This is a genomic window from Psychrobacillus sp. FSL H8-0483 (assembly GCF_038637725.1).
Classification (GTDB): domain Bacteria; phylum Bacillota; class Bacilli; order Bacillales_A; family Planococcaceae; genus Psychrobacillus.
The window spans coordinates 931265-955249 of record NZ_CP152052.1; the positions used below are offsets into that span (position 1 = coordinate 931265).

The following is a 23985-nucleotide window of genomic DNA, read 5'->3' on the forward strand; positions in this document are numbered from 1 at the left end:
ACCAGCTATACCTATAAATATGCGCAACCAACGCAACCGACTAATCTAAAAAAACACCACATTCTATCTTCCCCGTAGAATGTGGTGTTTTTGCTGTATGCGTTCCTTGCTTATTTTTGCAAAGTTAATGCAGGCAATAGGGTGATGCTATATAGAAAAGAGATACACTTCCATCCAATCGAAAAGCTAGAGAAGGACTGAGCAGCCCAAATTGTATCTTTGGCTACTTACCGCATCAATAGGAAAGGGCCTATTCTTTCATTTCCAAAAGCTTTGGTACTTCTATTATAAGTGGCTATGGAGAGTGACGGACGAACGACTACCAAACGATTATCGAAAAAAAGAGGAGGGATGCGACAAAGTCGCATCCCTCCTCATCAAGAAATCCAGGTAATGGTATAGAACTCGTTCAGTTCCAAGTACTCCAAAAGCAACTATTCATAGAGTGCCTTGTGTGTTATCAACATTTTAATAAGCAACTTACCCTTCATTCGAATACTAATTCTGTTTAGGGTCTGATGTTGGGTATTATGACAGAAGTGTTACTGGTGCCTGGCACCAGTAACACTCACCTGATTGTAATCGTCTGGAGAATTACTAAGTAGAAAAGTTTATACTCTCTTACACAGAAAAAACTGCGCTGCCATGGAGGCAGTGCAGTTTTGCTTATTTATCTTTTGTTTTTGTTGTTTTTTGTTAGTCTTCCAAGTGCGAATGCACCGGCAGCAATACCGATAAATGTGTTTGTTTTTTTGTTGAATAATTGTTTTACTACTAGGTTCATGTTTTGTGGACGTTCTGCTAGACGACGCATGAAATAACCGTACCAGTCTTTACCAAATGGTACGTATGTACAGAAATTATAGCCTTCTTTTGCAAGTTGTTGCTGCATGTCTGTTCGGAATCCATAAAGCATTTGGAATTCAAATTTGTCATATGGAATATCATTTTCTTTTATAAATTGTTTAATGTGGTTAATGACATTATGATCATGTGTTGCGATTGAAGTGAATTTACCGTTTAGTAAGTGCCATTCGATTAATTCAACATAGTTTTTATCGATTTCTTCTTTTGTTTGGTATGCAACTTCAGCAGGTTCTTTGTAAGCACCTTTTACGATACGAAGGCGGAAGTTTTTATACTTTTGAATGTCTTCTACAGCGCGATAGAAGTATGCTTGAATTACTGTTCCAACATTATCAAATTCTTTAGAAAGCTCGTCCAAAATGTCGAATGATGGTTGCAAATGTTTGGTTGACTCCATGTCGATGTTGATGAAAGTACCATATTTATTTGCAGCTGCTACAATATCCTTTAAGTTTTCTAAAGCAAAATCATAGTCAATATCTAATCCAAGCTGTGATGGCTTCAATGAGATATGCGCATCTACTTGATGTTCTTCAATTGCTTCAACTACTGCTATAATTTGAGCTTTTGCTTCTAAAGCCTCTTCCTTTTCAAAAACAAATTCACCTAAATTATCTACAGTACAAGAAATACCTAATGCATTTAATTTTTTAATGCTTTCCATTGTTTCTTCAATGTTTGTTCCAGCCACAACATGCTGTGCACCCATTTTCAAACCATATTTTTTTGCTGCCCCATTTAATATTTGATTCTCTGACAAAGCCATAAAAATATCTTTTAACATAGTGATGCTCCTATCTCTATTTGGATGTCTTATTATACCATGAAAATAATAAATGACGCATCTACTGTCTGGGAATTTGTCTAATTGGAAATGGTTTTAGGATAATAGGAGGAGTGATGTCTAATAGTGTAACCACTACTTTTGGGGCAACTCGCTAACAAGTAACCCCAATCCTTCTAATTATCATCCTTCAAACGTAAAATGTTCCACTGTATAGCGTTCCATAACCTCTAGATTTGGTTCGTAGCCGATCCCATACCCATTAGGAACTGTAATGTATCCATCTATGGCAACGACCTCAGGTGTAATCAGATCTTCTTCCCAGTAACGGGAAGAACTTGCGGTATCGCCAGGTAGGATAAAGTTCGGTAGAGACGTTAAAGCGACATTATGCGCGCGCCCAATGCCAGCTTCTAGCATTCCCCCACACCAAATAGGTATACCCTTTTCCATACAATAGTCATGAATTTTTTTCGATTCGGTTAAACCACCCACACGACCAATTTTTACATTAATAATTTTTGTACTACCAAGCTCTATTGCTTTTCGTGCATCCTCTAGCGAAAGAATACTTTCATCTAAACAAATAGGTGTTTTTAATTCTTTTTGAAGTTTGGCATGATCGATTATATCATCTGAAGCAAGGGGTTGCTCAATCATCATTAAATCGAATTCATCTAGTTGCTTCAATAATTCTAAATCATCTAATGTATACGCAGAGTTCGCATCCGCCATAAGGGGAACCTCTGGAAAAGCTTCTCGCAAGGAGCGGATTACTTCTACATCATATCCGGGTTTAATTTTCACTTTCATTCGTTTGTAGCCCTCTTGGATATACCCACGAACGACTTCAATCAATGCTTCTGTACTCTTTTGAATGCCGATACTAATTCCTACTTCTATTTTCTCAGCTGTTCCTCCAAGCGCATCCGCAAGTGATAGCTTATTACGTTTAGCATATAAGTCCCAAATAGCACCTTCTACTGCTGCTTTGGCCATATTATTTTTCCGAAGTGGGGAAAATATTTGACTAACCTCATCTGGATGCTTAATTTCTTTATTTAGCACAAGTGGAATTAAGAAATCTCGGATTATATGTAAGTTGGTTTGTAAAGTTTCTTCAGAGTACCAAGGAGCAGAAAAAGCAGTGGATTCACCATAGCCGGCATTTCCTAGTTCGTCTGTTACTTCTAATACTAGAAATTCTTTCTCTTGAAAACTACCGAAGCTAGTTGCAAAGGGTGATTTCATCCTCATTTTCATTTGACGTATTGTTATTTTTTTTATGTGCATGTCGTTACCCCTTTGGATGTTGTGGAATCGTTATTTTTTGACAAATTGATAATAGTTGACCGTTTCATCTGTTTTGCGAACAGCTAATAATTCATAGTTCTCCGTAAATAATATTTGCATTATTTTTCTAATCTGTAATCGCCATTTGAATGCTAGCTCAGGATTGGTAAGTTTCATTTCTTGAATGTGTTGAGGAATTGGTACTTCATATGCTTCCTCAGTTGGCCTAAAAAAATACGGTTCCAGTAAAACTGGTTGATTATGTCCAGTAAAGGTGATTTGAAAGGGTTGTTCAAATTTCCTAATGTCCGGCATCCATTTTTCCTCCACTCGTTATCTACCACTCGATTTACAAACGATCAGAGGGTAAACCACCTGCGTGTTTATCCCAACACCATTCATCTTAGCGTAGCATTTGTTACATGTAGTATCGCCAATTCGAAACATAGTGATATTTGCCGTGATGCTTGAATTATTATTGGTCTCCTTCTTCAAACAGAAAATTACTAGGTATATTTTGATACAATTCTTGCCTATTTCTAAATGCGTCTTTTTGTTCCACTATTAGTCCAGAAACAATGGCATTCATAAAAGAGAAAAGAGGGGACACTACATCAAAAGTCGATTTATTTTGAGAATAAATAGGAAATAAAACATCGCTATGAACATGAATTGGGGCAAGCATGGAATCACTTAAACCAATAATATATGCTTTTTGTTTACGAACAAGTTCGGCAATTTGAATCGTTTCCTTTAGATAACGGTGAAAAGAAATAATTATTACAACAGAATTTGCATTCATTTGAGTAATTGTACGAATAACATCTTCTGTTTCAGGACGCATGAAATGTACGTTTTCTTTCACAAGCCCTAAAGAAAAAGAAAGCCAATTGGCTGCGGAATAAGACGTGCGAAGTCCAAGTACGTAAACGGATTTAGCCTTCGACAGACGCTGAACGGCAGCGTAATAAGAAGCTTCATCTATTTGATTCATAGTAGTGAGAATGGATTGTCGATCTTTTTCCATTATTTGTTTATGAAAACTGTTGTTTTGTGGAATATCGGTTTCTGGTTGTTGTGTATTTTTTAAGCTAAGTTCATTAATAAAATAATGTTCGCGCATTAGCTTTTGTAATTCGGCATATCCAGAGAATCCTATTGTATAGGAGAAACGAATAACTGTAGACTCACTTATGCCAATTCTAGATCCAAGTTCTGATGCAGAACATAAGGCAATATCTCTTGGATGGTCAAGTACATAGTTTGCCATTTTTTTCTGACTTTTGGACATAGAAACAAAATGCTCTCGGATGAGATTATGTATGATCAATGGAATAACTCCTTTTTGAAGGCTTACCGTTATTTTAAATTAAATATGAAGCGATAGCTTCATTTATGCTTTTGTCTAATTTATCACAATATTCCATCGAATTCAATCTATTATTTTGGAAGTATATAAAAACCCCACAAAATGTGGGGAAGAGTATTAATGGGTATTATTTTCTGGAGGGTCAGTCTCTACGATTTGCACTTTGACTTCAGTTTCAGTTTCACTTTCATCTTCATCATTCGTAAAAACAGGACCTCCTTCACCAATCATATTAAGGGAAGCAATTACATCTAAATCCTGTCGCATAGCCATTTCTTCCGGGTCAACATGATTTGGATACACACATATTTCCTCCTCTACTCTTTAAAAATAGTATATTCTTTATTTAGAAAATGAAGTCCCAAAAAAAATTTTTGAGTTTAAAAAGGCCTTAAAATTGAATTTTGAATATCTATTTCGTCTGTAAATGGCATTCTCTTATAAAATAATAAATTCTGACATTTGAAATAATTTGGAGGATGTTTACAATAATAATTAAATAAAAGGAGTTGATTACATATGACTGTCGAATATCTGGTAAGAGTAATGAATCGAAGTATTCAAAAAGTAGAGGAATCTGTTGAACAGATGGAACGTCATACGAATATAACCAAAACAGAGCATCATCAAATTATGCAAGCAGTTTTAGAATTAAGCGATCGTATCAAATTAATTGAAATGCATGTAGATAGAGAGAGTTACCTGAAAAAACACGAACAATACTAAAGGAAACCAAAAAATATATATTTTATATGGAATAAACTATAGTTAATTCCCGCTATAGGCGGACGCTTTCCGCGGGGTGAGCGATAAGCCATCACCGCCGCTACGCGTCGTTTGTGATGTCTTATCTGTCTCACTCATCCCGCTGGAGTCGCCGCTTGCCGCTTCCATCAACGAAGTGTTAAACGATCGTAATTTTATGACAAAGTACTATTGACTCCTGTTAAAAGATAAAGTTATGATGGACGAAAATCCACTCACTATCCGGGGACGAACTGTCAAACGTCCTCGGGGCAACAGGATGTTGGTCACGAATCCGTTGCCACATGGATGTCGCGAACTTAGGATTTGTTCCTATAAACTCATCGTGTCTAACTGATTTAAAGTAAAACAACCATCATTTTATCGTTTTTCTTCACATTAATAGTAATAATCTTTGACATACGATTCGAAATGATGTAAATTATCCAATGGACGAACGTTCAAATAAATAAAACTAATATTATTCGTATTTAGGAGTGTTATACATGGAAAATGTGTTTGACTATGAGGATATTCAATTAATTCCCGCGAAATGCGTGGTAAATAGCAGATCGGAATGTGATACAACGGTAACATTAGGTAAACATATATTTAAATTACCTGTAGTACCTGCGAATATGCAGACGATTATAGATGAAAAAATTGCAAATTACTTAGCGGAAAATGGTTACTTCTATATAATGCATCGTTTTGAACCAGAAAAACGAGTAACTTTTATTAAAGATATGCAATCACGTGGATTAATCGCATCTATCAGTGTTGGTGTGAAAGAAGAAGAATATGAATTTATTCAACAATTAGCAAATGAACAACTTACACCAGAATTTATTACAATTGATATTGCACATGGTCATTCCAATGCAGTAATTTCAATGATCCAACATATTAAGAAACACATACCAAATAGTTTTGTTATTGCAGGAAATGTAGGAACTCCAGAAGGAGTGAGAGAATTAGAAAATGCTGGTGCAGATGCAACAAAAGTAGGTATTGGGCCAGGTAAAGTATGTATCACGAAAATTAAAACTGGATTTGGAACGGGTGGTTGGCAATTAGCTGCACTACGTTGGTGTGCAAAAGCTGCAAGTAAGCCGATTATTGCTGACGGAGGAATTCGTACACATGGTGATATAGCTAAATCAGTGCGTTTTGGCGCATCTATGGTCATGATTGGTTCATTATTTGCCGGGCATGAGGAATCACCAGGGGTAATGGTAGAAAAAGATGGTAAACAATATAAGGAATATTTCGGTTCTGCATCCGAATTTCAAAAAGGTGAAAAGAAAAACGTTGAAGGCAAGAAAATGTTTGTCGAGTACAAGGGGCCATTAGAAGATACTTTAAAGGAAATGGAGCAAGATCTACAATCTTCTATTTCTTATGCTGGAGGCAATAAATTAGAAGCAATCCGGAATGTAGATTATGTTGTCGTAAAAAACTCCATCTTCAATGGCGATAAAGTATATTAATAATAAATTTGGTATATTTTATTTTGAACAGTCAAATGCTACAATAGTCTTGTCATTCATAATTCTATGAATAGCAATTTAAATAAGAGGAGTGTATCAAATGGCTGTTGATGTATATCTTAATTTTAATGGAAATTGTCGAGAGGCTGCAGAGTTTTACGCAGAAGTTTTTAAGACGGAAAAACCACAAATTATGACTTTTGGTGAAGCACCTCAAAGTCCTGATTACACGTTACCAGAGGAAGCAAAAGATTTAGTCATGCACACTCGACTAAACCTAAGTGGAAGCAATGTCATGTTTTCGGATGTTTTTCCTGGTTCTCCTTTTATTTTAGGTAATAATATTAGCTTAGCAATCGTAACTAAAAATGAAGATGAAGTCAGATCTGCTTTTGAAGCACTTAAAGAAGGCGGAAAAGTGGTCATGGAGCTACAAGAAACTTTTTGGAGCAAATGCTACGGTTCTGTGAAGGACAAGTTCGGTATCGAATGGCAACTAAGTCTTGAAAGCGAAGAATTTCAACAATAAATAAAAGGAGGGCTGTGCAACAGGTTAAGGTTACTTGGTTGCATAGCCCTTTTATAATTATATATATTTGAATCAATTTCATAATTCCAATTTACATGAAGAAATACGCACAATACTAAAGGAAACTAAAGAAATATATATATTACACGGAATAAAGTATAGTTGATTTCCGCTACGCTAAGCCATCACCGCCGTTCACGCGTCGTTTGTGATGTCTTATCTGTCTCACTCATCCCGCTGGAGTCGCCTCCCGTCGCTTCAGATCAATAAAGCGATAAATATTCGTATTTTAATAACATTGTACTATTTAGGAAATTAACTCATTTACAACAAAATTACTATTATATAAGATGAGTATAAACAGTATATTGGTTTATTCTATTAATAAAGAAAGAAGGCTGACAGACAATGTCTCTAAGTTTAAATCCACGAGCGAAAGCATTAAAAGTACCAGGTATCCGACAGTTCTCTAATCAGTTAGTCCATTTTCCAAATGCTATTAATTTAACAATTGGCCAGCCGGACTTTCCTACACCACAAGCAGTGAAGGAAGCTGGAATACGTGCAGTCGAACAGAATCTTACTGGCTATTCACATAATGCAGGGTTACTAGATCTCCGCCAAGCCGTTAACACTTTTTTTACGAATAAATACGGATTTTCCTATGACCCTCAAAATGAAATCGTTATTACAAATGGAGCTAGTGAAGCAATTGATACTGTTTTTCGAACGATTTTGGAAGAAGGGGACGAGGTCATTTTACCCGCTCCTTGCTATGCGGGATATGAACCCGTTATTCAATTTTGTGGAGCTAAAGTTGTCTATTTAGATACGACAGAAACGAATTTCCAACCTTCAGCAGAAAAGCTTGCCGAACTTATCACGGAAAAAACAAAAGCGGTATTTTTTAATTACCCATCCAATCCAACTGGCGTCGTGCTTACAAAAGAAACGATGGATCAGCTAGTGAAATTATTAATAGAAAAAGATGTTTATATTTTAACGGATGAAATTTATAGTGAAAACACATTTTCTGGGAATCATCATTCATTTGCATCTTATACAGAATTAAGAGATAAGCTGTTTTATATTCATGGCCTTTCCAAATCACATTCGATGACGGGTTGGCGAATCGGATTTTTAATGGGACCAGCAGAAGTCATGCAGCAAGTCGTTAAAGTGCATGCATTTAATACAATTTGTGCTTCCTTACCAAGTCAATATGCAGCAATTGAAGCGTTAACTAACTCCAAAGATACGCCAGATGAGATGAATGTCGAATATGTGAAGAGACGTGACTATGTGTACAATCGTCTCAAGGCGATGGGCCTGCATGTCGAAAAGCCAAATGGAGCATTTTATATTTTTCCTTCAATAGAAACTATAGGGTTGAATTCTTTTGATTTTGCAACGAAGCTTTTGCATGAAGGTGGGGTAGCTGTTGTTCCTGGTAGCACATTTACACCCTTTGGAGAAGGATATATTCGAATTTCGTATGCCTATGGGATGCCAGTTCTAGTAGAAGGATTAGATCGATTAGAGAAATTTATTAAAGTTATCCAAGAGTCTTGATAGATATCATTTCTATTAATCTTATATCAAAAGGGGCTGTCAGATAAGCCCATAAATTGAAGCAGGTGTAGAAAAACGAGTCTTTTTCTACACCTGTTTTTTGTAGGCAATTGATTGTAGTGGAAGACGGCGACTCCAGTGGGAATAGCAGATGTTTTCTGCCCCGGAAAGCGTCCGTCTGGAACGGAAATCAATCAAAGTTCAAAAGGAAATGGAATAGTTTGAAAATAAAGACTATAATTATAGTACGTTTTATGGATAAAAAGGTAGGGATGTAGGAAGTGTTTAATTTTAATGAATTGGGACAGGGAATTATTAATGAATTGAGTCTTTTGATTAAAGAAGAAGTGATTTTGACTGATGCACGAGGGTTTATTCAAGTGAGTACTGATCCAACGAGAGTAAACCAGTTTCATGAAGGGGCGCTGCTTTGCATAAAAGCAGAGAAATTACTCCATATGAAAGAATCGGAAGTCTCTAATTTGCGTGGGGTTCGAAAGGGAGTGGTGATTCCTATAATAATCGATGACAAGCCTATAGCAATATTAGGAATAACGGGTGATCCGAAAAAAATACAACCTCAAGCTTTACTTATTAGAAGAGTGGTGGAGTTGTTTATACAAGACTCGCTGAAAAGACAAGAAAAGGATGAAAAAATTAGGGAATTTGAATTTTTTATGATCGATTGGATTACTTCTAATACAAGAGATAAACAGTTTTACAATAGAGCAGAATTATTAGATATCGAAGTTGAGTTATATACACAAGTTGTAATGATTCAAGCATTGGATGAGAAAAGAAGATTCAAAACAGAGGATGTAGATTTTTTCATGTCCGTCCAGTTAATTCATCCATTACTAAAAGCGAGTAGGTGGGGGCAAGAAAAAATCATTCTAGTTTTACCTGAGATGGATCAAACAAAACTGAAAATAGAGTTGGAAAATTTATTGTTGCACGTTAAACGTAAAATGAAAATGGAACTCGCTGTTGGCATTGGAGAACGCGTAGCGTATAGTGAGTTGGCACTTTCGTTTAATCAATCCGAGCGAGCGGTAAAAGTATCTCAAAAGTATAGACGAATTGTATTTGAACGAGAATTACTATTCGATTTAATCATACATAGTTTGCCAAAGGATACGAAAGAACGATTTATTGAAAGAACAGTTGCTCCTTTACAAAAAGATCAAGAATTACTTCATAATTTACGTGTGTGGTTTAGTGAAAATCAATCGATGAAAAATACAGCTCAGAAGCTGCACATTCATAAAAATACATTGGCATATAGACTTCAAAAAGTTGAAGATATGACAGGCCTTTATATTTCGGAGTTCCATGATGTCTTTCTCATTTATTTGGGAATTCGACTTTTGGATGAAATAAATAGTGAGTAAAAACAAAAAAGCATCTATTACTGGATGCTTTTTTGTGTGCCTGCACAAAATTATGTCTAAAATGTGACGAGAAAATTGTTCTAAAATCTATATATTCTAAAAGATTAGAATAATAGAATAAATGAAAACGCTTTCCTTAAGAGGAGGATCGTATATGGAAGAACACGTTATCGAATTATTAATTGCTATTACGGGAAAAGAAAATGCTAAAACAACGACAGCCCAAAAGCTTGCTTATTCATATGATGCTACAGCAAACTTTCAAGCGATGCCCGATCTAGTATTATCACCAGCAAATACGGAAGAAATACAAGAGATAGTTAAAGTATGCTCTGAACATAAAATTCCTATCATTCCACGTGGATCTGGAACAAATTTAGCAGCAGGAACTGTTCCAAGCGCAGGTGGAGTAGTCCTACTGTTTAATAGAATGAATCGCATAGTAGAATTTGATGAAGAAAACCTTACCATAACTGTACAACCAGGTGTAATTACGAAGGATATCAATGAATTAGTTGAGCTTAAAGGTCTTTTTTATCCACCTGATCCAAGCTCCATGAAAATCTCCACTATTGGGGGCAATGTTAGTGAAAATTCTGGTGGATTAAGAGGATTAAAATACGGTGTGACTAGGGATTATGTGAAGGGATTAACTATTGTATTGCCAAATGGAGAAATTCTGAAAACAGGCGGAAAACTTACAAAAGATGTTGCTGGATATGATTTAACTAGTTTATTTGTTGGTTCAGAAGGAACAATCGGTGTAATAACAGAAATTATTCTTTCTTTAATTCCATCGCCCCAAACAAAACAAACCTTACTTGTTTTTTATGATCAATTAGAAACTGCTGCTCAGACGGTATCTTCCATAATAGCAGCAAAAGTGGTTCCTGCTACTTTGGAGTTTATGGATAAAGGAACTATTGAAAATGTAGAAGAATACATGAAAATTGGTCTTCCAACAGATTGTGAAGCAATGCTTCTTATTGAACAGGATGGAGACTTACAAACCGTAGAAAGAGATATGCAATTGGTACATAAAATTTGTATGGAGCACGGAGCGAAATATACCCAGCTAGCACAATCAGCAGAAGAAGCATTACAACTTAGTACTGCAAGACGGGTAGCATTATCGGTTCTGGCTAGAAAAAGACCTACGACCATTTTAGAAGATGCCACGGTGCCAAGATCTGAAATTGCTACTATGGTAAAAGAAATTCAACGAATAGCAGACAAATACAAATTAATGATCTATACGTTTGGTCATGCAGGTGATGGGAATCTACATCCTACTTGTTTAACAGATGCTCGTGATAAAGAGGAAATGGAAAGAGTAGAAGCAGCTTTCAGTGAAATCTTCGATAGTGCCATTCGCCTAGGGGGAACGATTACGGGTGAGCATGGTGTAGGAGAAATGAAAGCACCTTACCTTGAATGGAAGATTGGAGTTACTGGAATCGAAGTAATGAAGGGGATAAAACAATCCCTAGATCCATTAAACATTATGAACCCTGGAAAGATTTTTGCAAAGGATCGTAAACAGAGAGTTGTGGTACAAACATGACAAGCCTTTTACAAGAAAAAATGCAACAAGCGTTTGTAACACATGTAGATGATGATCGATTAATGGACTGTATGCGATGTGGGTTCTGTCTCCCAGCATGTCCTACCTATATCCATTCTGGTTTTGATGAAACTCAGTCACCACGAGGACGAATCGCATTAATGAAAGCCGTACGAGATGGACAAATCATGTGGGATGGATCCGTAGAAGAATCTTTTGACCTTTGCTTAGGTTGTAGAGCATGTGAACCTGCATGTCCTGCAGGTGTGCAATACGGCACTTTAATAGAAGAAACAAGGGAAGCTGTACTTTCGGTAAAGCCTCAATCCTTGAAGGAAAAAGTTATTCGCAAAGGTGCATTTGATAACTTGTTTGCAGATCAAAAGAAAATGCAAACAGCTGTTAATCTCGTAACATTTTATCAAAAATCAGGCTTACAAAAAGTAGTAAGGAAAATAGGGTTTTTAGAGCTATTTCCACCTTTTATGAAAGAGATGGAAAGTGTATTGCCAGATCCTCCAAAACGAAAAAAAGAAGAGACGGAAAAAGTAGAAGTAAAGGTGAAAGTCGCTTTTTTTGCAGGTTGTTTAATGGACACGATGTTTAAAGAGACAAATAGAAATACAATAGCAATCTTAGAAAAATTAGGTTGTGAAGTACTTATTCCAAAAAACCAGCAATGTTGCGGTGCACTACACGGACATAGTGGAGAAATAGAAAAATCGAAACGTAATGCTAAAGCAAATATCGAAGCATTTAACTTAGATGATATTGACTTCATTGTGAACAATGCAGGTGGTTGCGGTGCTTTTTTAGATGAATATGACAAGTTATTCACAAATGAGCCAATCATATATGAAAAAGCAAAACAGTTTACTGCAAAGCAAATAGATATATCTTCGTTATTATCAAAACTAGGAATTATTGATTACTTAGAGAAATTACCTAAAAGTTCATCCACAGGACTTGTCACTTATCAAGATTCCTGCCATTTACGAAACGTAACTGGCGTGAAGGACGAGCCTCGTAAAATATTGAAAGCGGTTCCAGATTGTACGTTTGTGGAGTTACCAGATGCAGAGCTTTGTTGCGGTTCTGCTGGAATATATAATTTACTTCAACCTAAAATGGCATCTCTTATATTAGAGTCTAAAATGCAGAAGGTGAAAGAAATTAGTGCAGGCACAGTGATTACAACCAATCCTGGGTGTTTGTTGCAAATGAAGGTAGGAATCGAACGAGAAGGGCTATCTTCTACAACGCAAGCATTGCATTTGGTGGATTTTATTTATGGGAAAATGTTTGACCAATAAAAAAATGGAGGGGTTATTTTATGAAAAGAAAAGGTTGGAAATTAGGTTCGCTAGGGTTAGCTGCAATGCTTTTATTAGGGGCATGTTCATCAAATTCTGCGGAGGGAACAGAAGGTAAAGAATACAAATTGAAAATGTCGGTAACAGTAAATGATTCCTCTACATGGTATGCGGCTGCTAAAAAGCTGTCAGATGATGTGAACAAAGAAACAGATGGTCGTATTACAATTGAGGTTTTCCCAAATGAACAATTATCCGGTGGGGATTCTGGAAAAGCTGTAGAAATGCTTTCGAAAGGTTCAACGGATTTAACATTTAACTCAACTATCATTTATTCGATCTTAGACGATCGTTTCGGCGTAGCAAGTGCTCCGTTCTTGTTTGATAATACAGACCAAGTAGATAAAGTATTTAAAGGGACCGGCGGAGAAGAGATTGCTAAAATCCTCGAAGAAAAAGGAGTTCATCCTTTAGGGTTTGGGGAAAACGGATTCCGTCAAATTACGAATAGTACAAAAGAAATTAAAGTACCTGCAGATTTAAAAGGATTAAAAATACGAATTCCAGGAATCACGATGTATACAGATTTATATCGCGAACTTGGAGCAGATCCGACAACAATGACTTTCTCAGAAGTATTTACATCACTTCAACAAGGAACGATTAGTGGACAAGAAAATCCAATTGACGTTATTTATTCTTCTAAATTAAATGAAGTACAGGATTACTTAACGTTGTGGAACTACTCATATGACCCACTTGTTTTAGGAATGAACAAAAAACTATTTGAATCTATGAGTGAAGAGGATCAAGAAATATTCACAAGACTTGGAAAAGAAGCTGCAGAATACCAAGTGAAAATTGCTCGTGAAAAAGAAACGAAACAAATTGAAGAATTAAAAGCAGCGGGGATAAAAGTATATGAACCAACAGAAGCAGATTTAGCTGAATTTAAAGAAGCTGTTCAACCAATTTACGAAAAATACAAAGACATTTGGGGAGCAGATTTACTAAAAGCATTTCAAGAACGCTAACACTAGGGGGAATGAGCGTGGATCGAGTACTTAAAAGATTAGAAGAGTGGATAGTTGTACTGGTAATGTCCATCATGTCCTTAATTGCATTTGCTAATATCCTCTCTAGAGGATTAGTTGGTTATTCGCTTTCTTTTACCGAGGAAATTACGATTAATTTATTTGTATTTCTTACCTTTGTAGGAACGGCTATAGGTGTGCGGCAAAACGCACATCTTGGCTTTACGCTCATTTATGATCGTGCGAATGGAGTGTTCAAAAAGGGCATTACACTATTAGTTGGTGTATTAATGGGAGGCTTATTTTTAGTTCTTGTATATTTTGGGCTTCAAATGATGTTATACCAAATGGAGCTTGGACAAAAAACGCCTTCTCTTGGCTGGCCACAATGGTTGTTTTCATTAGCAATGCCTTTAGGAGCACTTCTTTGTTTATATCGCACAGTCCAAGTAACGATTATGGAATTACGTGAAGAAAGCTTGCAAGGAGGAGAATCAGTATGACAGCTATTATTTTGTTTGGATTGTTTATGCTTCTCGTATTTCTCCGAATTCCGATTGCGGTTGCACTGGCTATTTCTTCTATTGCCATTCTATTTACAGGAAGTGGGATATTCGGTTTAGAGTTAGTGGCAGATATTATGTACACGAGTGTTTCGAAGTTTACTTTACTCGCTATTCCATTCTTTGTATTAGCTGGAGTAATCATGGAGCAAGCAGGTATTTCAAAACGCCTAATTGATTTTGCTCAATCATTAGTGGGACATAGAAAAAGTGGTATCGTTTTCGTAACTGTTTTAGTTGCCATTTTCTTCGCGGCAATTTCTGGATCTGGTCCAGCAACCGTTGCGGCAATCGGCGGGATTTTAATACCAGCGTTGATTGGAAATGGTTATAAAAAGGAGACAGCTGGAGCCCTTGTTGCAAGTTCTGGAGCAATTGGAATTGTCATTCCTCCAAGTATCGCTTTCATCGTATTTGCAGTTGTAGCTGGTGACCAAATTCCAGTATCCATTGCTCGACTTTTCATCGCAGGTATCATTCCGGGAATTCTACTGGGAATTGGATTTGTTTTAGCTGCAATGTATGTTCGATGGAGACAAGAGAAGAAAGAAGGTCCAATAGAAGGTTTTGTCCAAAGACAAAAAGCAACTGGTAAAGAAAAATGGACTGCATTTGTTGATGCTTTATGGGGACTAATGATTCCCGTTATTATTCTAGGCGGTATTTATGGTGGTTTCTTTACACCAACTGAAGCAGCGGTTGTTGCAGTATTCTACGGATTATTTGTCGGATTCTTTGTGTACAAAGAATTATCTCTGAAAAGTCTATTTGATATTTTAGTAGGTGCATCTGTTCAAACGGCAACGGTAATGTTTATCGTTAGTGCAGCCTCTGTTTTTGCTTATATCATTACAACAGAGCAAATTGCTACTACTCTATCAGATGCGATGTTAGGAGTATCTGATAATAAAATAATTATTCTATTAATAGTAAACGTAATTTTACTAATTGCAGGTATGTTTATTGATGCAGTTTCGGCATTTTATATTCTTGTACCAATCTTAGCTCCAGTGATGATTATGCTTGGTGTAGATCCAACGGTATTTGGTGTATTTATGACGGTAAACTTAGCAATTGGTTTATTTACACCACCAGTAGGATTGAATTTATACGTAGCAACTGGAATATCCAAAACGTCTCTTGGAGAAATATCACGGGGGGTTGTACCATTTGTAGTTTCTTCCATCATAATCTTGTTAATCATTACGTATGTACCAGTAATATCAACATTTTTACCAGATTTGATGAATGTTAAATAATTTATTAAGGGGATGAAATTATGAGAGTGAAAGGTCAAACAGCAATTATTACAGGGGGAGCAAGTGGAATTGGAGCAGAGTCTGCTGTTTTTCTTGCAAAAGAAGGTGCAAATATTGTTTTAGTAGACTTAAATTCTTGTGCAAAGACAATTGGTAAAATTCGATCTACAAATGCGGATGCTCAAGTATTAGAATGCTTAGGGGACATTCGAGATGCTGAGTTTGTGAAAGCAACAGTAGCTAGAGCATCCGACACTTTTGGTGAGTTACATATTCTAGTGAATAATGCAGGTACATGCGGGCGTTTGAGTATTGAAGATATGACAATGGATGTATGGGATAGAGATTTAGATACAAATGTAAAAGCGGCCTTTTTATTTATCCAAGCAGTAGTGTATCCGCATATGATGGAACAGAAATATGGTCGAATTATTAATATTAGCTCGATTTCAGGAATAAACGGAGGAGTTTCTTCTGGTGAAGGAGACAGCTCCAGAAGATCTGGTCCTGCCTATTCAGCTTCTAAAGGAGCTATCATAGCGTTAACCAAATGGGTAGCAAAAGAGTTGGGTGAGCAAGGAATTACATGTAACTCGGTAGCGCCGGGTGCAACCGCTACAGGGATAACATCAGGAGTTGCTTATGATTTAAGCAAACAAGTTGTCAAACGAATGGGTACACCAGGAGATATAGCAGAGGCAGTTCTATATTTCGCCTCACCAGAATCAAGCTATGCAACAGGTCAAGTGCTTCAAGTCGATGGAGGTTACAATTTTGGATGATCGAATCCAAGCAGTGCTTGATACTAGCTCCAATCGCATTGTCGGACGACTCATGAAAGATGTTGATCTATTTGGAGGAATAAAAGAGGTGTGCAGAAGATTTGATATAGAGGCTGCACAATTTCAATGCATTGGTTCGCTTTCATATGCAACTTATGTACAATTGGAAAAAACAAAAAAAGGTGTACTTCAATATTCACCAAAGATAGTGACTGATACAGAAGTTGAGCTACTAAATGGAAATGGTTTCGTTGGATATGGATTAGATGGTGAGTTAGATATACACTTTCACGGAATGTTCGTAGATTGTAACCAACATATAAGTGGTGGACACTTTCTAGATGGTGAAAATCCAGTTGCAATCACGGTGGAATTCATTTTATTACCTATCGAAGGTGTGCAACTAAAACGTGGCCCAGATCCATTTTTTAATTTACCTGTATTTCAGTTTTCCAAGAAGGAGTGAGTGGGATGGAAACATTAGGACAATTAGCGTTAAAATCTGCTGCAGCTTATCCAAATAAGACGGCAATTAAGGATCAATATCGTTCATTTACCTATAAAGATATGATGGACCGAGCATACGCGCTTTCTACGTATTTTCATGAAAAAGGTTTGGAAAAAGGCGATCGAATTGCAATTCTAATGTCTAATCGACTGGAGCATATTGAATTAGATGTAGCTGTTTCTCTTGCTGGGCTAATAAAAGTACCATTAAATTATCGTCTTCATCCAAAAGAACATCAATATATGTTGAATGACGCAAGTCCAAAACTAATTATTGGAGATCAAGCATTGATTGACCCTATTGGTTCGTCCATTGAAGTTCTAATAATTGGTGAAGCTTACGAAGATGCGGTGCAGAAGAATTCAGGGAAGCAATTTAAAGAAAATGTCGATGAAGATGATTTATTTGCGATTATGTACACATCAGGTACTACAGGTAATCCAAAAGGAGTTATGTTGTCCCATCGTAATATGATTGCAGGTGCATTATCCTTGGCACAAGTATGTGAAGTGGATTATGACGATGTGATTGGACATGTTGCTCCATTAACGCATGGTAGTAACTTCTTGTCCCATGTGTCTTGGTTATATGGATCTACGCAAGTTGTATTTCACAAATTTGAACCGGAGGAGTTTGTGAATGACCTGAAGAAAGAGGGAGTATCAGTCATCTTTTTAGTACCAACAATGGTTAATTTAATGATTCAACATCCAAGTTTTGATCCTTCTCAATTATCTACATTAAAAACGATTAATATGGCTGGATCTCCTATTGCAGCTAGCAAATTAGAACAAGCACTAAATCAAACTGGTTCTATTTTTGCAGAAACTTATGGACAAGTAGAAGCACCGATGTGCATCACCATGATGCCGAAAAAAGAGCTTGGTTTACGTTTAGAATCATGTGGACGAGTAGGGACTTTTGTTGATGTGAAGATTGTAGATGCTGAAGGCAATGAAGTGAAGGACGGCGAAGTTGGTGAAATCATTTGTAAGGGATCACTTGTTATGAAGGGATACTGGAATAATGAGAAAGCAACAAATGATACGTTAAAAGATGGCTGGCTGCATACAGGTGATTTAGGGTGGAAGAGTCCAGAGGGATACGTGCATATTGTCGATAGAAAGAAAGACGTTATAATTTCTGGTGGTGTTAATATATATCCTCGAGAAGTGGAAGAAGTACTAAACTTACACCAAGGTGTAAAAGAAACTTGTGTTATTGGAGTTCCTGACGATGAATGGGGAGAAAATGTGGTAGCCTATGTTGTTCCAAATGGTAAGGAAACCGTTACTACAGAAGCATTAATAGCTCTTTGTATAGAAAACTTGGCGAGCTTTAAAAAGCCGAAATCTATTCATATTGTGAATGAATTACCGAAGAGTTCCTATGGGAAAATATTAAAACGAGAAATGCGTGACCAATATAAGGAGGTTATTGTATGACAAACGTTTACATCCATGGGATCGGCATGACACAGTTTGGTACATTTGTAGATCGTACAATGAAAGATATGTTGCTTGATGCTTGTATTCAAGCGCTAGAAGATGCAGGTAACCCAAAAGTAGACGCTGTATACGTAGGGAACTTCATGGGTGGGTCTATTTACAATCAAGAAATATTAGGAGCAATTGTTGCCAATGAACTTGGACTTGGTTTTATTCCTACTGCAAAAGTGGAAGGAGCATGTGCTTCAGGAGGAATTGCGTTAAGACAAGGTATTCTTGGAATATTGAGTGGGGAATACAATACGGTTCTCGTTGCAGGTGTAGAAAAAATGAAGCACGCCTCTACTGTTGACGTTACACAAGCGATTAATGCAGCGATGGATAACGATTCCAATGAAAAAAATGCTGGTTTAACATTCCCAGGATTCTTTGGAGTACTCGCCAATCGATATTTCCACGAAACAGGAGCTTCTAAAAAGCATTTGGCAATGGTAGCTTTGAAAAATAGGGAACATGCATTAAATAACCCATTAGCTCAATTTAGAAAACCTGCAACATTTGATGAGATTATGGAAGCTCGTATGATAACGAATCCATTAGGATTGTTTGACTGTTCACCTATGACGGATGGAGCAGCAGCAGTTGTTATATCCAAGGAGAAATCAACCATTCATATTCGTTCTTCTGCACAAGCATCTGGTCCTACTCAAATGCAAGATGCGGAAGATTTATTATCTATTCCTGCTATACGTGAATCCGGTAGAATTGCCTATGAAAAAGCGGGAGTAGGGCCAAAAGATATTGATGTAGTAGAAATTCATGATTGTTTTTCGATGACAGAGTTGATTGCAATTGAAGAATTAGGATTTTTTAAGAAGCGAGAAGGATGGAAAGCTATAGAGGAAGGACGAACTAAATCCACTGGCGATAAACCAGTCAATACAAGTGGAGGTCTACTCTCACGTGGACACCCAATCGGAGCTACAGGTGTTGCACAAATTTACCAATTGGTTCGTCAATTACGTGGAAATGCAGCAAACCAAGTAGATAATCCAAGACTTGCTCTTGCGCAAAATCTTGGGGGTACAGGTTCTTATTCTACTGTACATATTTTGGAAAGGGTGTGAGACTTGGATGAAAGTGTATAAATGTAATTCGTGTGACTATCAAAGTATATCCAAAAAATACGTTTGTCCGAAATGCTTTAAAGGGAAACTGATAGAGGAAATAGTAGCTTCAGATGGATCTGTTTATAGTTTTACGGACATTCATATCGCACCAGCTGAATTCGCAGACATTACGCCTTACACAGTTGCACTTGTACAATTAAATGCCGCCAATGTAAAAGTGACAGTTCGAGTAGATTCTCCCGTTCAAATTGGAGATAAGGTTAAATTAGATAGGTTTGAAAATAGTACCTATTTATATAAGAAGATATCAGAGTAAGAAATCCCTGTGCTTGGAATAAATGATCCTATTTCAAGCGCAGGTTTTGTTGTATGGAGGTTTAATTTATGAAATTTATTCCAAAAGCGTCGCATATTATTTCGAAATACTTACCTGCTTGGATCATTTTATTTTCGTTTATGGCTTATTTTTTTCCAAACCTTTTTATTCCGATACGCAGTTTTACAGGTGCAGGATTAGGGATGATCTTTTTGTTGATGGGATTGTCATTATCAACAGAAAAATTGTTATTGGTCATTAAAAAACCAAAGCATGCACTTTTAGGCGTCTTATTAAAATGGACTGTAATGGTCACAGTTACAATTGTCGTTGCTTATCTATTTTTCAAAGATAACGCTGAATTAGCAACGGGAATTATTTTAGCTGGCACTGTTCCAAGCGGGACTTCCGCTAATATATATACATTTATTGCTGGTGGGGAAGCAGCATTGAGTATAACAATGGCCACAATGGATACGATTATTTCTCCAATTCTTACACCAACTTTAGTACAATTTTTTGCAGGGAAACTTATTCCTATCGCATTTTTGCCCTTGTTTTTAAATATTATCTACATTGTATTTCTTCCATTGTTTTTGGGATTATTTCTTCAATGGAAGTTTGCTAAAAAAATAGAAGTAATTAAACCTTATACTGCGGTACTTTCCCAGATTGCACTTTTTATAGTAGTGTTATCCGTTATTTCTGGTGCCCAAAACTCGCTTCAAACAAATTTGTCCTCATTACCGCTTATTTTTATAGCTGTCTTTTTTCAAGTTTCTATTCCGATGTTAGCAGGTTATTGGATTTCGAAGCTCTTAAAAGTACCCGAACAAAATGCTCGTGCAATTTTGTTTCACACTGGTATATGTAATACAGCATTAGCAGCTACCCTTGCAATGGAACATGTTAGTTCATTAGCAGCGGTACCTTCTGTAGCGAATATGGTCATCAATTTAACTTTAGGTGCTTTTGTAGCAAACTTTTTTTCGAGTAAAAAGGAAAAAGTGACTGTTTTCTCCCAAGCTAAAAACCCCCAATAAACGGTTTTGTCGTTTTGGGGGTGGGATTTCTCGTGTTTCAGATGTTATTTGTTGAGCTCGCAAGTAAGTCGTTGCGTTCATGGTGGATATTGGTAAATCAGTATTAAAAATAAGTCTTTGCGAATGCAAAGAGCTGGATCATTCAATCTCCAAATGCTCCTTCAATTTTCCGGTAACATTATTCAACTCTTCTTCATCCATCATATAGTACCAGATACCATCCAGAAGCTTGCCTTCTCCCTTTTCAAAAGACAAAGTATCCATTTGGTTTAGTACATTTTTATATCCTTTTTGTATATCCACCATTTGTTCAAAGGTCATATTTGTTCGGATGTTTTTTTCGAAGCTTCCCAATACATCCTTGTAATTCCAAAGACTCTTAATGGAAGCACCTTCTTTTAAGATGGCATGGAGTACTTGCTTTTGTCTAGCTTGTCTTCCAAAGTCACCAAGTGGATCTTCCTTTCGCATCCGAACATAGTCTAGTGCTTGTTCTCCATTTAAATGAATGCTTCCTTCAGTAAAAGTATAACCATCTTCTTCAAAAGCTATTTCATTATCGACAGTAACTCCACCAATAATATCGACAATTTCTAGAAAACTTTCCATATTTACTTGTATGACGTAGTCAATAGGAATATCAAGCAAGCCCTCAACTGATTGCATAGCCATCTCCATCCCGCCAAAAGCGTACGCATGATTGATTTTATCTAGCTTATCTTTTCCGATGATTTCTGTATACGTATCTCGGGGAATACTAACCATTTTCGTTGAATTAGTCGAAGGGTTAACAGTTAACACGATAATTGTATCAGAGCGGCCTTTGTCATTCTCCCGTTCATCGACACCAAGCAGGAGTAATGAAAAAGGTTCTTTTTGGACTAATTCCACTTCTGTAGTCCTTAAATCAGAAACCTTTCGTATTTCAGGTTCATGTATTGTTTCTATCGTAGTGGAAACATCATTATAGAAAATACTTGCATAGATGACTCCACCAATTATAAGGCAGGAAATAATTGAAATCCAGATGATCTTCTTAGACATGAGGAACCTCGATTCTTTTATGGAAAAACGTATTGTTATATGTATGAATGAAACGATGAAATTATTAATAGAAAGTATGTATGTAAAAGCAAGTTATTAAACATATAAAGGGATAGGAGTTTTCTGAATTAGAAAATAAAGTTTGAATTTTCAAATAGGTTCTGGAGTTAAACATTGCATCTGGTGAAAATGGACAATTTAAACCAACAAAGATTGCAACTCTTTCGCATGCAGCTAAATTCTTTCCGCTTTAGGCGGAGGCTTTCCGCGGGGTGAGCGATAAGCCATCACCACAGCTCACGCGTCGTTTGTGATGTCTTATCTGTCTCACTCATCCCGTTGGAGTCGCCGCTTGCCGCTTCAATTAACAAAGTGATAATGTTCGAATTTTAATGACAAAGCAATATGAAATTAACTCAAATAATAAAAAAAATCCTCTCATTTGTAAAAATGGGGGGGTTTTTCTGTATAATAAAAGAGGAGGTGTTTATATGAAGCTATTAAGTAAGTCCATGATTATGGTTTTAGCAATAGTTACTTTGCTACCGTCCGTTGCAAGTGCTTCTATTTTTAAGGATGTGCAAGAGCAAGCATGGTATTATCCTTATTTATTATCCAATCAAAAACAAGAAATTATTACAGGATATGAAGACGGAACATTTCGTCCACACGAATCTATAACAAGGGCACAAGCGGCAAAAATTATTAGTAAAATTATTGAACTACCAGAAGTAGGTGACTATAAACCAGCATATAAAGACGTAAGTTTGGAGCATTCAGCATACAATGAAATTGCTGCACTCACGAAAGCTGGAATATTTAAAGATGGTGAGTACTTTCATCCAAATAAATCGTTAACAAGGGCTCATCTTTCTAAAATTATTGTGCTAATGTTTGAGTTTACAGTAGAACAGGATGTGGAATTGCCTTTTCATGATGTACCAGAGGATTACTGGGCAAAACCGTACATAGCTTTTCTTGCGAAAAATGGTATTTCCACTGGAGTATCGAAAAATTCGTTTGCTCCTACTCAAGCTGTTACACGTGCGCAAATGATAGTATTGATTGATAAGAGCGCTAAGTTTAAAGAAAATCCTAGTGTGAACAATGTATTATACGATCCATTCGTAAAAGAATATAAAACGATTAAGCAAGGTAATGATAAATTTGTATTGGAAACAATTCAACTTGTCAATGAAGAGCGACAAAAAATGGGTCTGCCTATATTAGTGGAAGATCCCGAACTTAATCAAATTGCATTTGTCAAAGCACAGGATATGGTCATGCATAATTATTTTGAACATGAGTCTCCTTTATATGGTGCGCCTTGGGACATGGCAGAGGGATTTGGTTATACGTATAGAACGTTTGGGGAAAACATTGCCCATGGATATAAAAATTCTAGTAATGTTGTAACTGCCTGGATGAATTCTAAAGGACATCGTGCCAATATTTTAAATGAAAAGTATACAAATATTGGTGTAGGTATAGCGTTAGATTCAAATAAAAACTATTATTATGTTCATATGTTTTCAAGTAAATAAAAAAAGCATGAAACAGGGGAACTATTCCTCGGTTTCATGCTTTTTTAATTAAGCTCTCAAAGGGCACTAAAAAAGTGTTATTCTAATAAATTGTCTATCAAATAGCCGCTAAGAGAATTTAGCGCTTTGGCATTCGCTTTCCGCGGGCGAGCGACGAGCCTCCTCCTTCGCTACGCTTCGTGCGGGGTCTCGTCTGTCTCGCTTTCCCGCAGGAGTCTCATGCGTCGCGCTAAATTCTCTTAAATTAAATACAGCAATAGTACCTACAAAATACTAATTTCTAGTTTTTCAGTGCCTACCCTCAAATTAACATACCCTTAAAATAAGAAACCCCCATTCATTATGTGGAAAGCGTTGATCTGTTAACTATAACTTTAAAAAAATGCATTTTAGAATAG

Annotated in this window: 23 protein-coding genes; 17 read left to right on the top strand and 6 right to left on the bottom strand. The window is 36.6% G+C overall.

All coding sequences use genetic code 11. The features are described 5' to 3' along the window. Positions 1 to 670: 670 nt before the first annotated feature. From MHB48_RS04235 to MHB48_RS04255, 5 genes are all read right to left on the bottom strand, one after another. Positions 671 to 1651 (bottom strand): proline dehydrogenase family protein, encoded by a 981-nt coding sequence (locus tag MHB48_RS04235; protein ID WP_342600310.1) that lies wholly within the window; start codon positions 1649 to 1651, stop codon positions 671 to 673. 183 nt (positions 1652 to 1834) lie between these two features. Next, a complete protein-coding gene (gene menC / locus MHB48_RS04240) occupies positions 1835 to 2944 on the bottom strand; it encodes an o-succinylbenzoate synthase (protein ID WP_342600311.1) in 1110 nt (369 codons plus the stop codon). 30 nt (positions 2945 to 2974) lie between these two features. Next, a complete protein-coding gene (locus tag MHB48_RS04245; protein WP_342600312.1) occupies positions 2975 to 3259 on the bottom strand; it encodes a hypothetical protein in 285 nt (94 codons plus the stop codon). A 160-nt stretch (positions 3260 to 3419) separates the two neighbouring features. Beyond that, on the bottom strand, positions 3420 to 4274 hold the full coding sequence (locus tag MHB48_RS04250; RefSeq protein WP_342600313.1) for a MurR/RpiR family transcriptional regulator: 855 nt from the start codon (positions 4272 to 4274) through the stop codon (positions 3420 to 3422). Positions 4275 to 4430: 156 nt separating this feature from the next. Beyond that, a complete protein-coding gene (locus MHB48_RS04255) occupies positions 4431 to 4616 on the bottom strand; it encodes a hypothetical protein (protein ID WP_342600314.1) in 186 nt (61 codons plus the stop codon). Between the two features lie 216 nt (positions 4617 to 4832). Here MHB48_RS04255 and MHB48_RS04260 point away from each other — a divergent pair, with 216 nt between their 5' ends. The 16 genes from MHB48_RS04260 to MHB48_RS04335 all read left to right on the top strand — a co-directional run bounded on the left by MHB48_RS04260 (position 4833) and on the right by MHB48_RS04335 (position 20999). Next, positions 4833 to 5039, top strand: a complete 207-nt coding sequence (locus tag MHB48_RS04260; RefSeq protein WP_342600315.1) for a hypothetical protein — start codon at positions 4833 to 4835, stop codon at positions 5037 to 5039. A gap of 524 nt (positions 5040 to 5563) precedes the next feature. Continuing rightward, positions 5564 to 6547: a GMP reductase gene (guaC, locus tag MHB48_RS04265; protein ID WP_342600316.1), complete on the top strand. Its 984-nt coding sequence runs from the start codon at positions 5564 to 5566 to the stop codon at positions 6545 to 6547. A 100-nt stretch (positions 6548 to 6647) separates the two neighbouring features. Further along, positions 6648 to 7076 carry a VOC family protein gene (locus tag MHB48_RS04270; protein WP_342600317.1) on the top strand — a complete coding sequence of 143 codons (429 nt, stop codon included), beginning with the start codon at positions 6648 to 6650 and terminating at the stop codon, positions 7074 to 7076. Between the two features lie 408 nt (positions 7077 to 7484). Next, a complete protein-coding gene (locus tag MHB48_RS04275; RefSeq protein ID WP_342600318.1) occupies positions 7485 to 8648 on the top strand; it encodes an aminotransferase class I/II-fold pyridoxal phosphate-dependent enzyme in 1164 nt (387 codons plus the stop codon). A gap of 281 nt (positions 8649 to 8929) precedes the next feature. Continuing rightward, the gene (locus MHB48_RS04280) at positions 8930 to 10039 is read left to right on the top strand and encodes a sugar diacid recognition domain-containing protein (RefSeq protein WP_342600319.1); all 1110 of its coding nucleotides are present in this window, start codon (positions 8930 to 8932) and stop codon (positions 10037 to 10039) included. Between the two features lie 154 nt (positions 10040 to 10193). Further along, the gene (locus MHB48_RS04285; RefSeq protein WP_342600320.1) at positions 10194 to 11603 is read left to right on the top strand and encodes an FAD-linked oxidase C-terminal domain-containing protein; all 1410 of its coding nucleotides are present in this window, start codon (positions 10194 to 10196) and stop codon (positions 11601 to 11603) included. Continuing rightward, positions 11600 to 12916, top strand: coding sequence for a (Fe-S)-binding protein (locus MHB48_RS04290; RefSeq protein WP_342600321.1), 1317 nt, complete (start codon positions 11600 to 11602; stop codon positions 12914 to 12916). Before MHB48_RS04285 ends, MHB48_RS04290 begins: the two co-directional genes overlap by 4 nt. 20 nt (positions 12917 to 12936) lie before the next feature. Next, complete coding sequence (locus MHB48_RS04295; protein WP_342600322.1) at positions 12937 to 13950, top strand: DctP family TRAP transporter solute-binding subunit; 1014 nt, start codon at positions 12937 to 12939, stop codon at positions 13948 to 13950. 11 nt (positions 13951 to 13961) lie between these two features. Continuing rightward, positions 13962 to 14453 (top strand): TRAP transporter small permease, encoded by a 492-nt coding sequence (locus MHB48_RS04300; RefSeq protein ID WP_342600323.1) that lies wholly within the window; start codon positions 13962 to 13964, stop codon positions 14451 to 14453. Continuing rightward, the gene (locus MHB48_RS04305; protein WP_342600324.1) at positions 14450 to 15772 is read left to right on the top strand and encodes a TRAP transporter large permease; all 1323 of its coding nucleotides are present in this window, start codon (positions 14450 to 14452) and stop codon (positions 15770 to 15772) included. Before MHB48_RS04300 ends, MHB48_RS04305 begins: the two co-directional genes overlap by 4 nt. 20 nt (positions 15773 to 15792) lie before the next feature. Further along, positions 15793 to 16554, top strand: coding sequence for an SDR family NAD(P)-dependent oxidoreductase (locus MHB48_RS04310; protein ID WP_342600325.1), 762 nt, complete (start codon positions 15793 to 15795; stop codon positions 16552 to 16554). Further along, positions 16547 to 17020 carry a PPC domain-containing DNA-binding protein gene (locus MHB48_RS04315; protein WP_342600326.1) on the top strand — a complete coding sequence of 158 codons (474 nt, stop codon included), beginning with the start codon at positions 16547 to 16549 and terminating at the stop codon, positions 17018 to 17020. The genes MHB48_RS04310 and MHB48_RS04315 overlap by 8 nt, the downstream gene beginning before the upstream one ends. Positions 17021 to 17025: 5 nt before the next feature. Then, on the top strand, positions 17026 to 18507 hold the full coding sequence (locus MHB48_RS04320; protein ID WP_342600327.1) for an AMP-binding protein: 1482 nt from the start codon (positions 17026 to 17028) through the stop codon (positions 18505 to 18507). Beyond that, on the top strand, positions 18504 to 19637 hold the full coding sequence (locus MHB48_RS04325; RefSeq protein ID WP_342600328.1) for a beta-ketoacyl synthase N-terminal-like domain-containing protein: 1134 nt from the start codon (positions 18504 to 18506) through the stop codon (positions 19635 to 19637). Before MHB48_RS04320 ends, MHB48_RS04325 begins: the two co-directional genes overlap by 4 nt. Positions 19638 to 19644: 7 nt before the next feature. Further along, on the top strand, positions 19645 to 19956 hold the full coding sequence (locus MHB48_RS04330) for an OB-fold domain-containing protein (protein ID WP_342600329.1): 312 nt from the start codon (positions 19645 to 19647) through the stop codon (positions 19954 to 19956). 68 nt (positions 19957 to 20024) lie between these two features. Then, positions 20025 to 20999 carry a bile acid:sodium symporter family protein gene (locus tag MHB48_RS04335; RefSeq protein ID WP_342600330.1) on the top strand — a complete coding sequence of 325 codons (975 nt, stop codon included), beginning with the start codon at positions 20025 to 20027 and terminating at the stop codon, positions 20997 to 20999. Between the two features lie 138 nt (positions 21000 to 21137). Here the strand turns inward: MHB48_RS04335 and MHB48_RS04340 are convergent, their stop codons facing one another. Next, on the bottom strand, positions 21138 to 22043 hold the full coding sequence (locus MHB48_RS04340) for an LCP family protein (RefSeq protein WP_342600331.1): 906 nt from the start codon (positions 22041 to 22043) through the stop codon (positions 21138 to 21140). Positions 22044 to 22534: 491 nt separating this feature from the next. Between MHB48_RS04340 and MHB48_RS04345 the strand changes: the two genes are divergently transcribed. Then, complete coding sequence (locus tag MHB48_RS04345; RefSeq protein ID WP_342600332.1) at positions 22535 to 23587, top strand: S-layer homology domain-containing protein; 1053 nt, start codon at positions 22535 to 22537, stop codon at positions 23585 to 23587. Positions 23588 to 23985 lie beyond the last annotated feature (398 nt).

Coding starts and splice junctions, on each gene's coding strand:
- MHB48_RS04235 (WP_342600310.1), bottom strand. CDS start 1,651: ATGTTAAAAGATATTTTTATGGCTTTGTCAGAGAATCAAATATTAAAT.
- menC (WP_342600311.1), bottom strand. CDS start 2,944: ATGCACATAAAAAAAATAACAATACGTCAAATGAAAATGAGGATGAAA.
- MHB48_RS04245 (WP_342600312.1), bottom strand. CDS start 3,259: ATGCCGGACATTAGGAAATTTGAACAACCCTTTCAAATCACCTTTACT.
- MHB48_RS04260 (WP_342600315.1), top strand. CDS start 4,833: ATGACTGTCGAATATCTGGTAAGAGTAATGAATCGAAGTATTCAAAAA.
- guaC (WP_342600316.1), top strand. CDS start 5,564: ATGGAAAATGTGTTTGACTATGAGGATATTCAATTAATTCCCGCGAAA.
- MHB48_RS04270 (WP_342600317.1), top strand. CDS start 6,648: ATGGCTGTTGATGTATATCTTAATTTTAATGGAAATTGTCGAGAGGCT.
- MHB48_RS04275 (WP_342600318.1), top strand. CDS start 7,485: ATGTCTCTAAGTTTAAATCCACGAGCGAAAGCATTAAAAGTACCAGGT.
- MHB48_RS04285 (WP_342600320.1), top strand. CDS start 10,194: ATGGAAGAACACGTTATCGAATTATTAATTGCTATTACGGGAAAAGAA.
- MHB48_RS04290 (WP_342600321.1), top strand. CDS start 11,600: ATGACAAGCCTTTTACAAGAAAAAATGCAACAAGCGTTTGTAACACAT.
- MHB48_RS04295 (WP_342600322.1), top strand. CDS start 12,937: ATGAAAAGAAAAGGTTGGAAATTAGGTTCGCTAGGGTTAGCTGCAATG.
- MHB48_RS04300 (WP_342600323.1), top strand. CDS start 13,962: ATGAGCGTGGATCGAGTACTTAAAAGATTAGAAGAGTGGATAGTTGTA.
- MHB48_RS04305 (WP_342600324.1), top strand. CDS start 14,450: ATGACAGCTATTATTTTGTTTGGATTGTTTATGCTTCTCGTATTTCTC.
- MHB48_RS04310 (WP_342600325.1), top strand. CDS start 15,793: ATGAGAGTGAAAGGTCAAACAGCAATTATTACAGGGGGAGCAAGTGGA.
- MHB48_RS04320 (WP_342600327.1), top strand. CDS start 17,026: ATGGAAACATTAGGACAATTAGCGTTAAAATCTGCTGCAGCTTATCCA.
- MHB48_RS04325 (WP_342600328.1), top strand. CDS start 18,504: ATGACAAACGTTTACATCCATGGGATCGGCATGACACAGTTTGGTACA.
- MHB48_RS04330 (WP_342600329.1), top strand. CDS start 19,645: ATGAAAGTGTATAAATGTAATTCGTGTGACTATCAAAGTATATCCAAA.
- MHB48_RS04335 (WP_342600330.1), top strand. CDS start 20,025: ATGAAATTTATTCCAAAAGCGTCGCATATTATTTCGAAATACTTACCT.
- MHB48_RS04340 (WP_342600331.1), bottom strand. CDS start 22,043: ATGTCTAAGAAGATCATCTGGATTTCAATTATTTCCTGCCTTATAATT.
- MHB48_RS04345 (WP_342600332.1), top strand. CDS start 22,535: ATGAAGCTATTAAGTAAGTCCATGATTATGGTTTTAGCAATAGTTACT.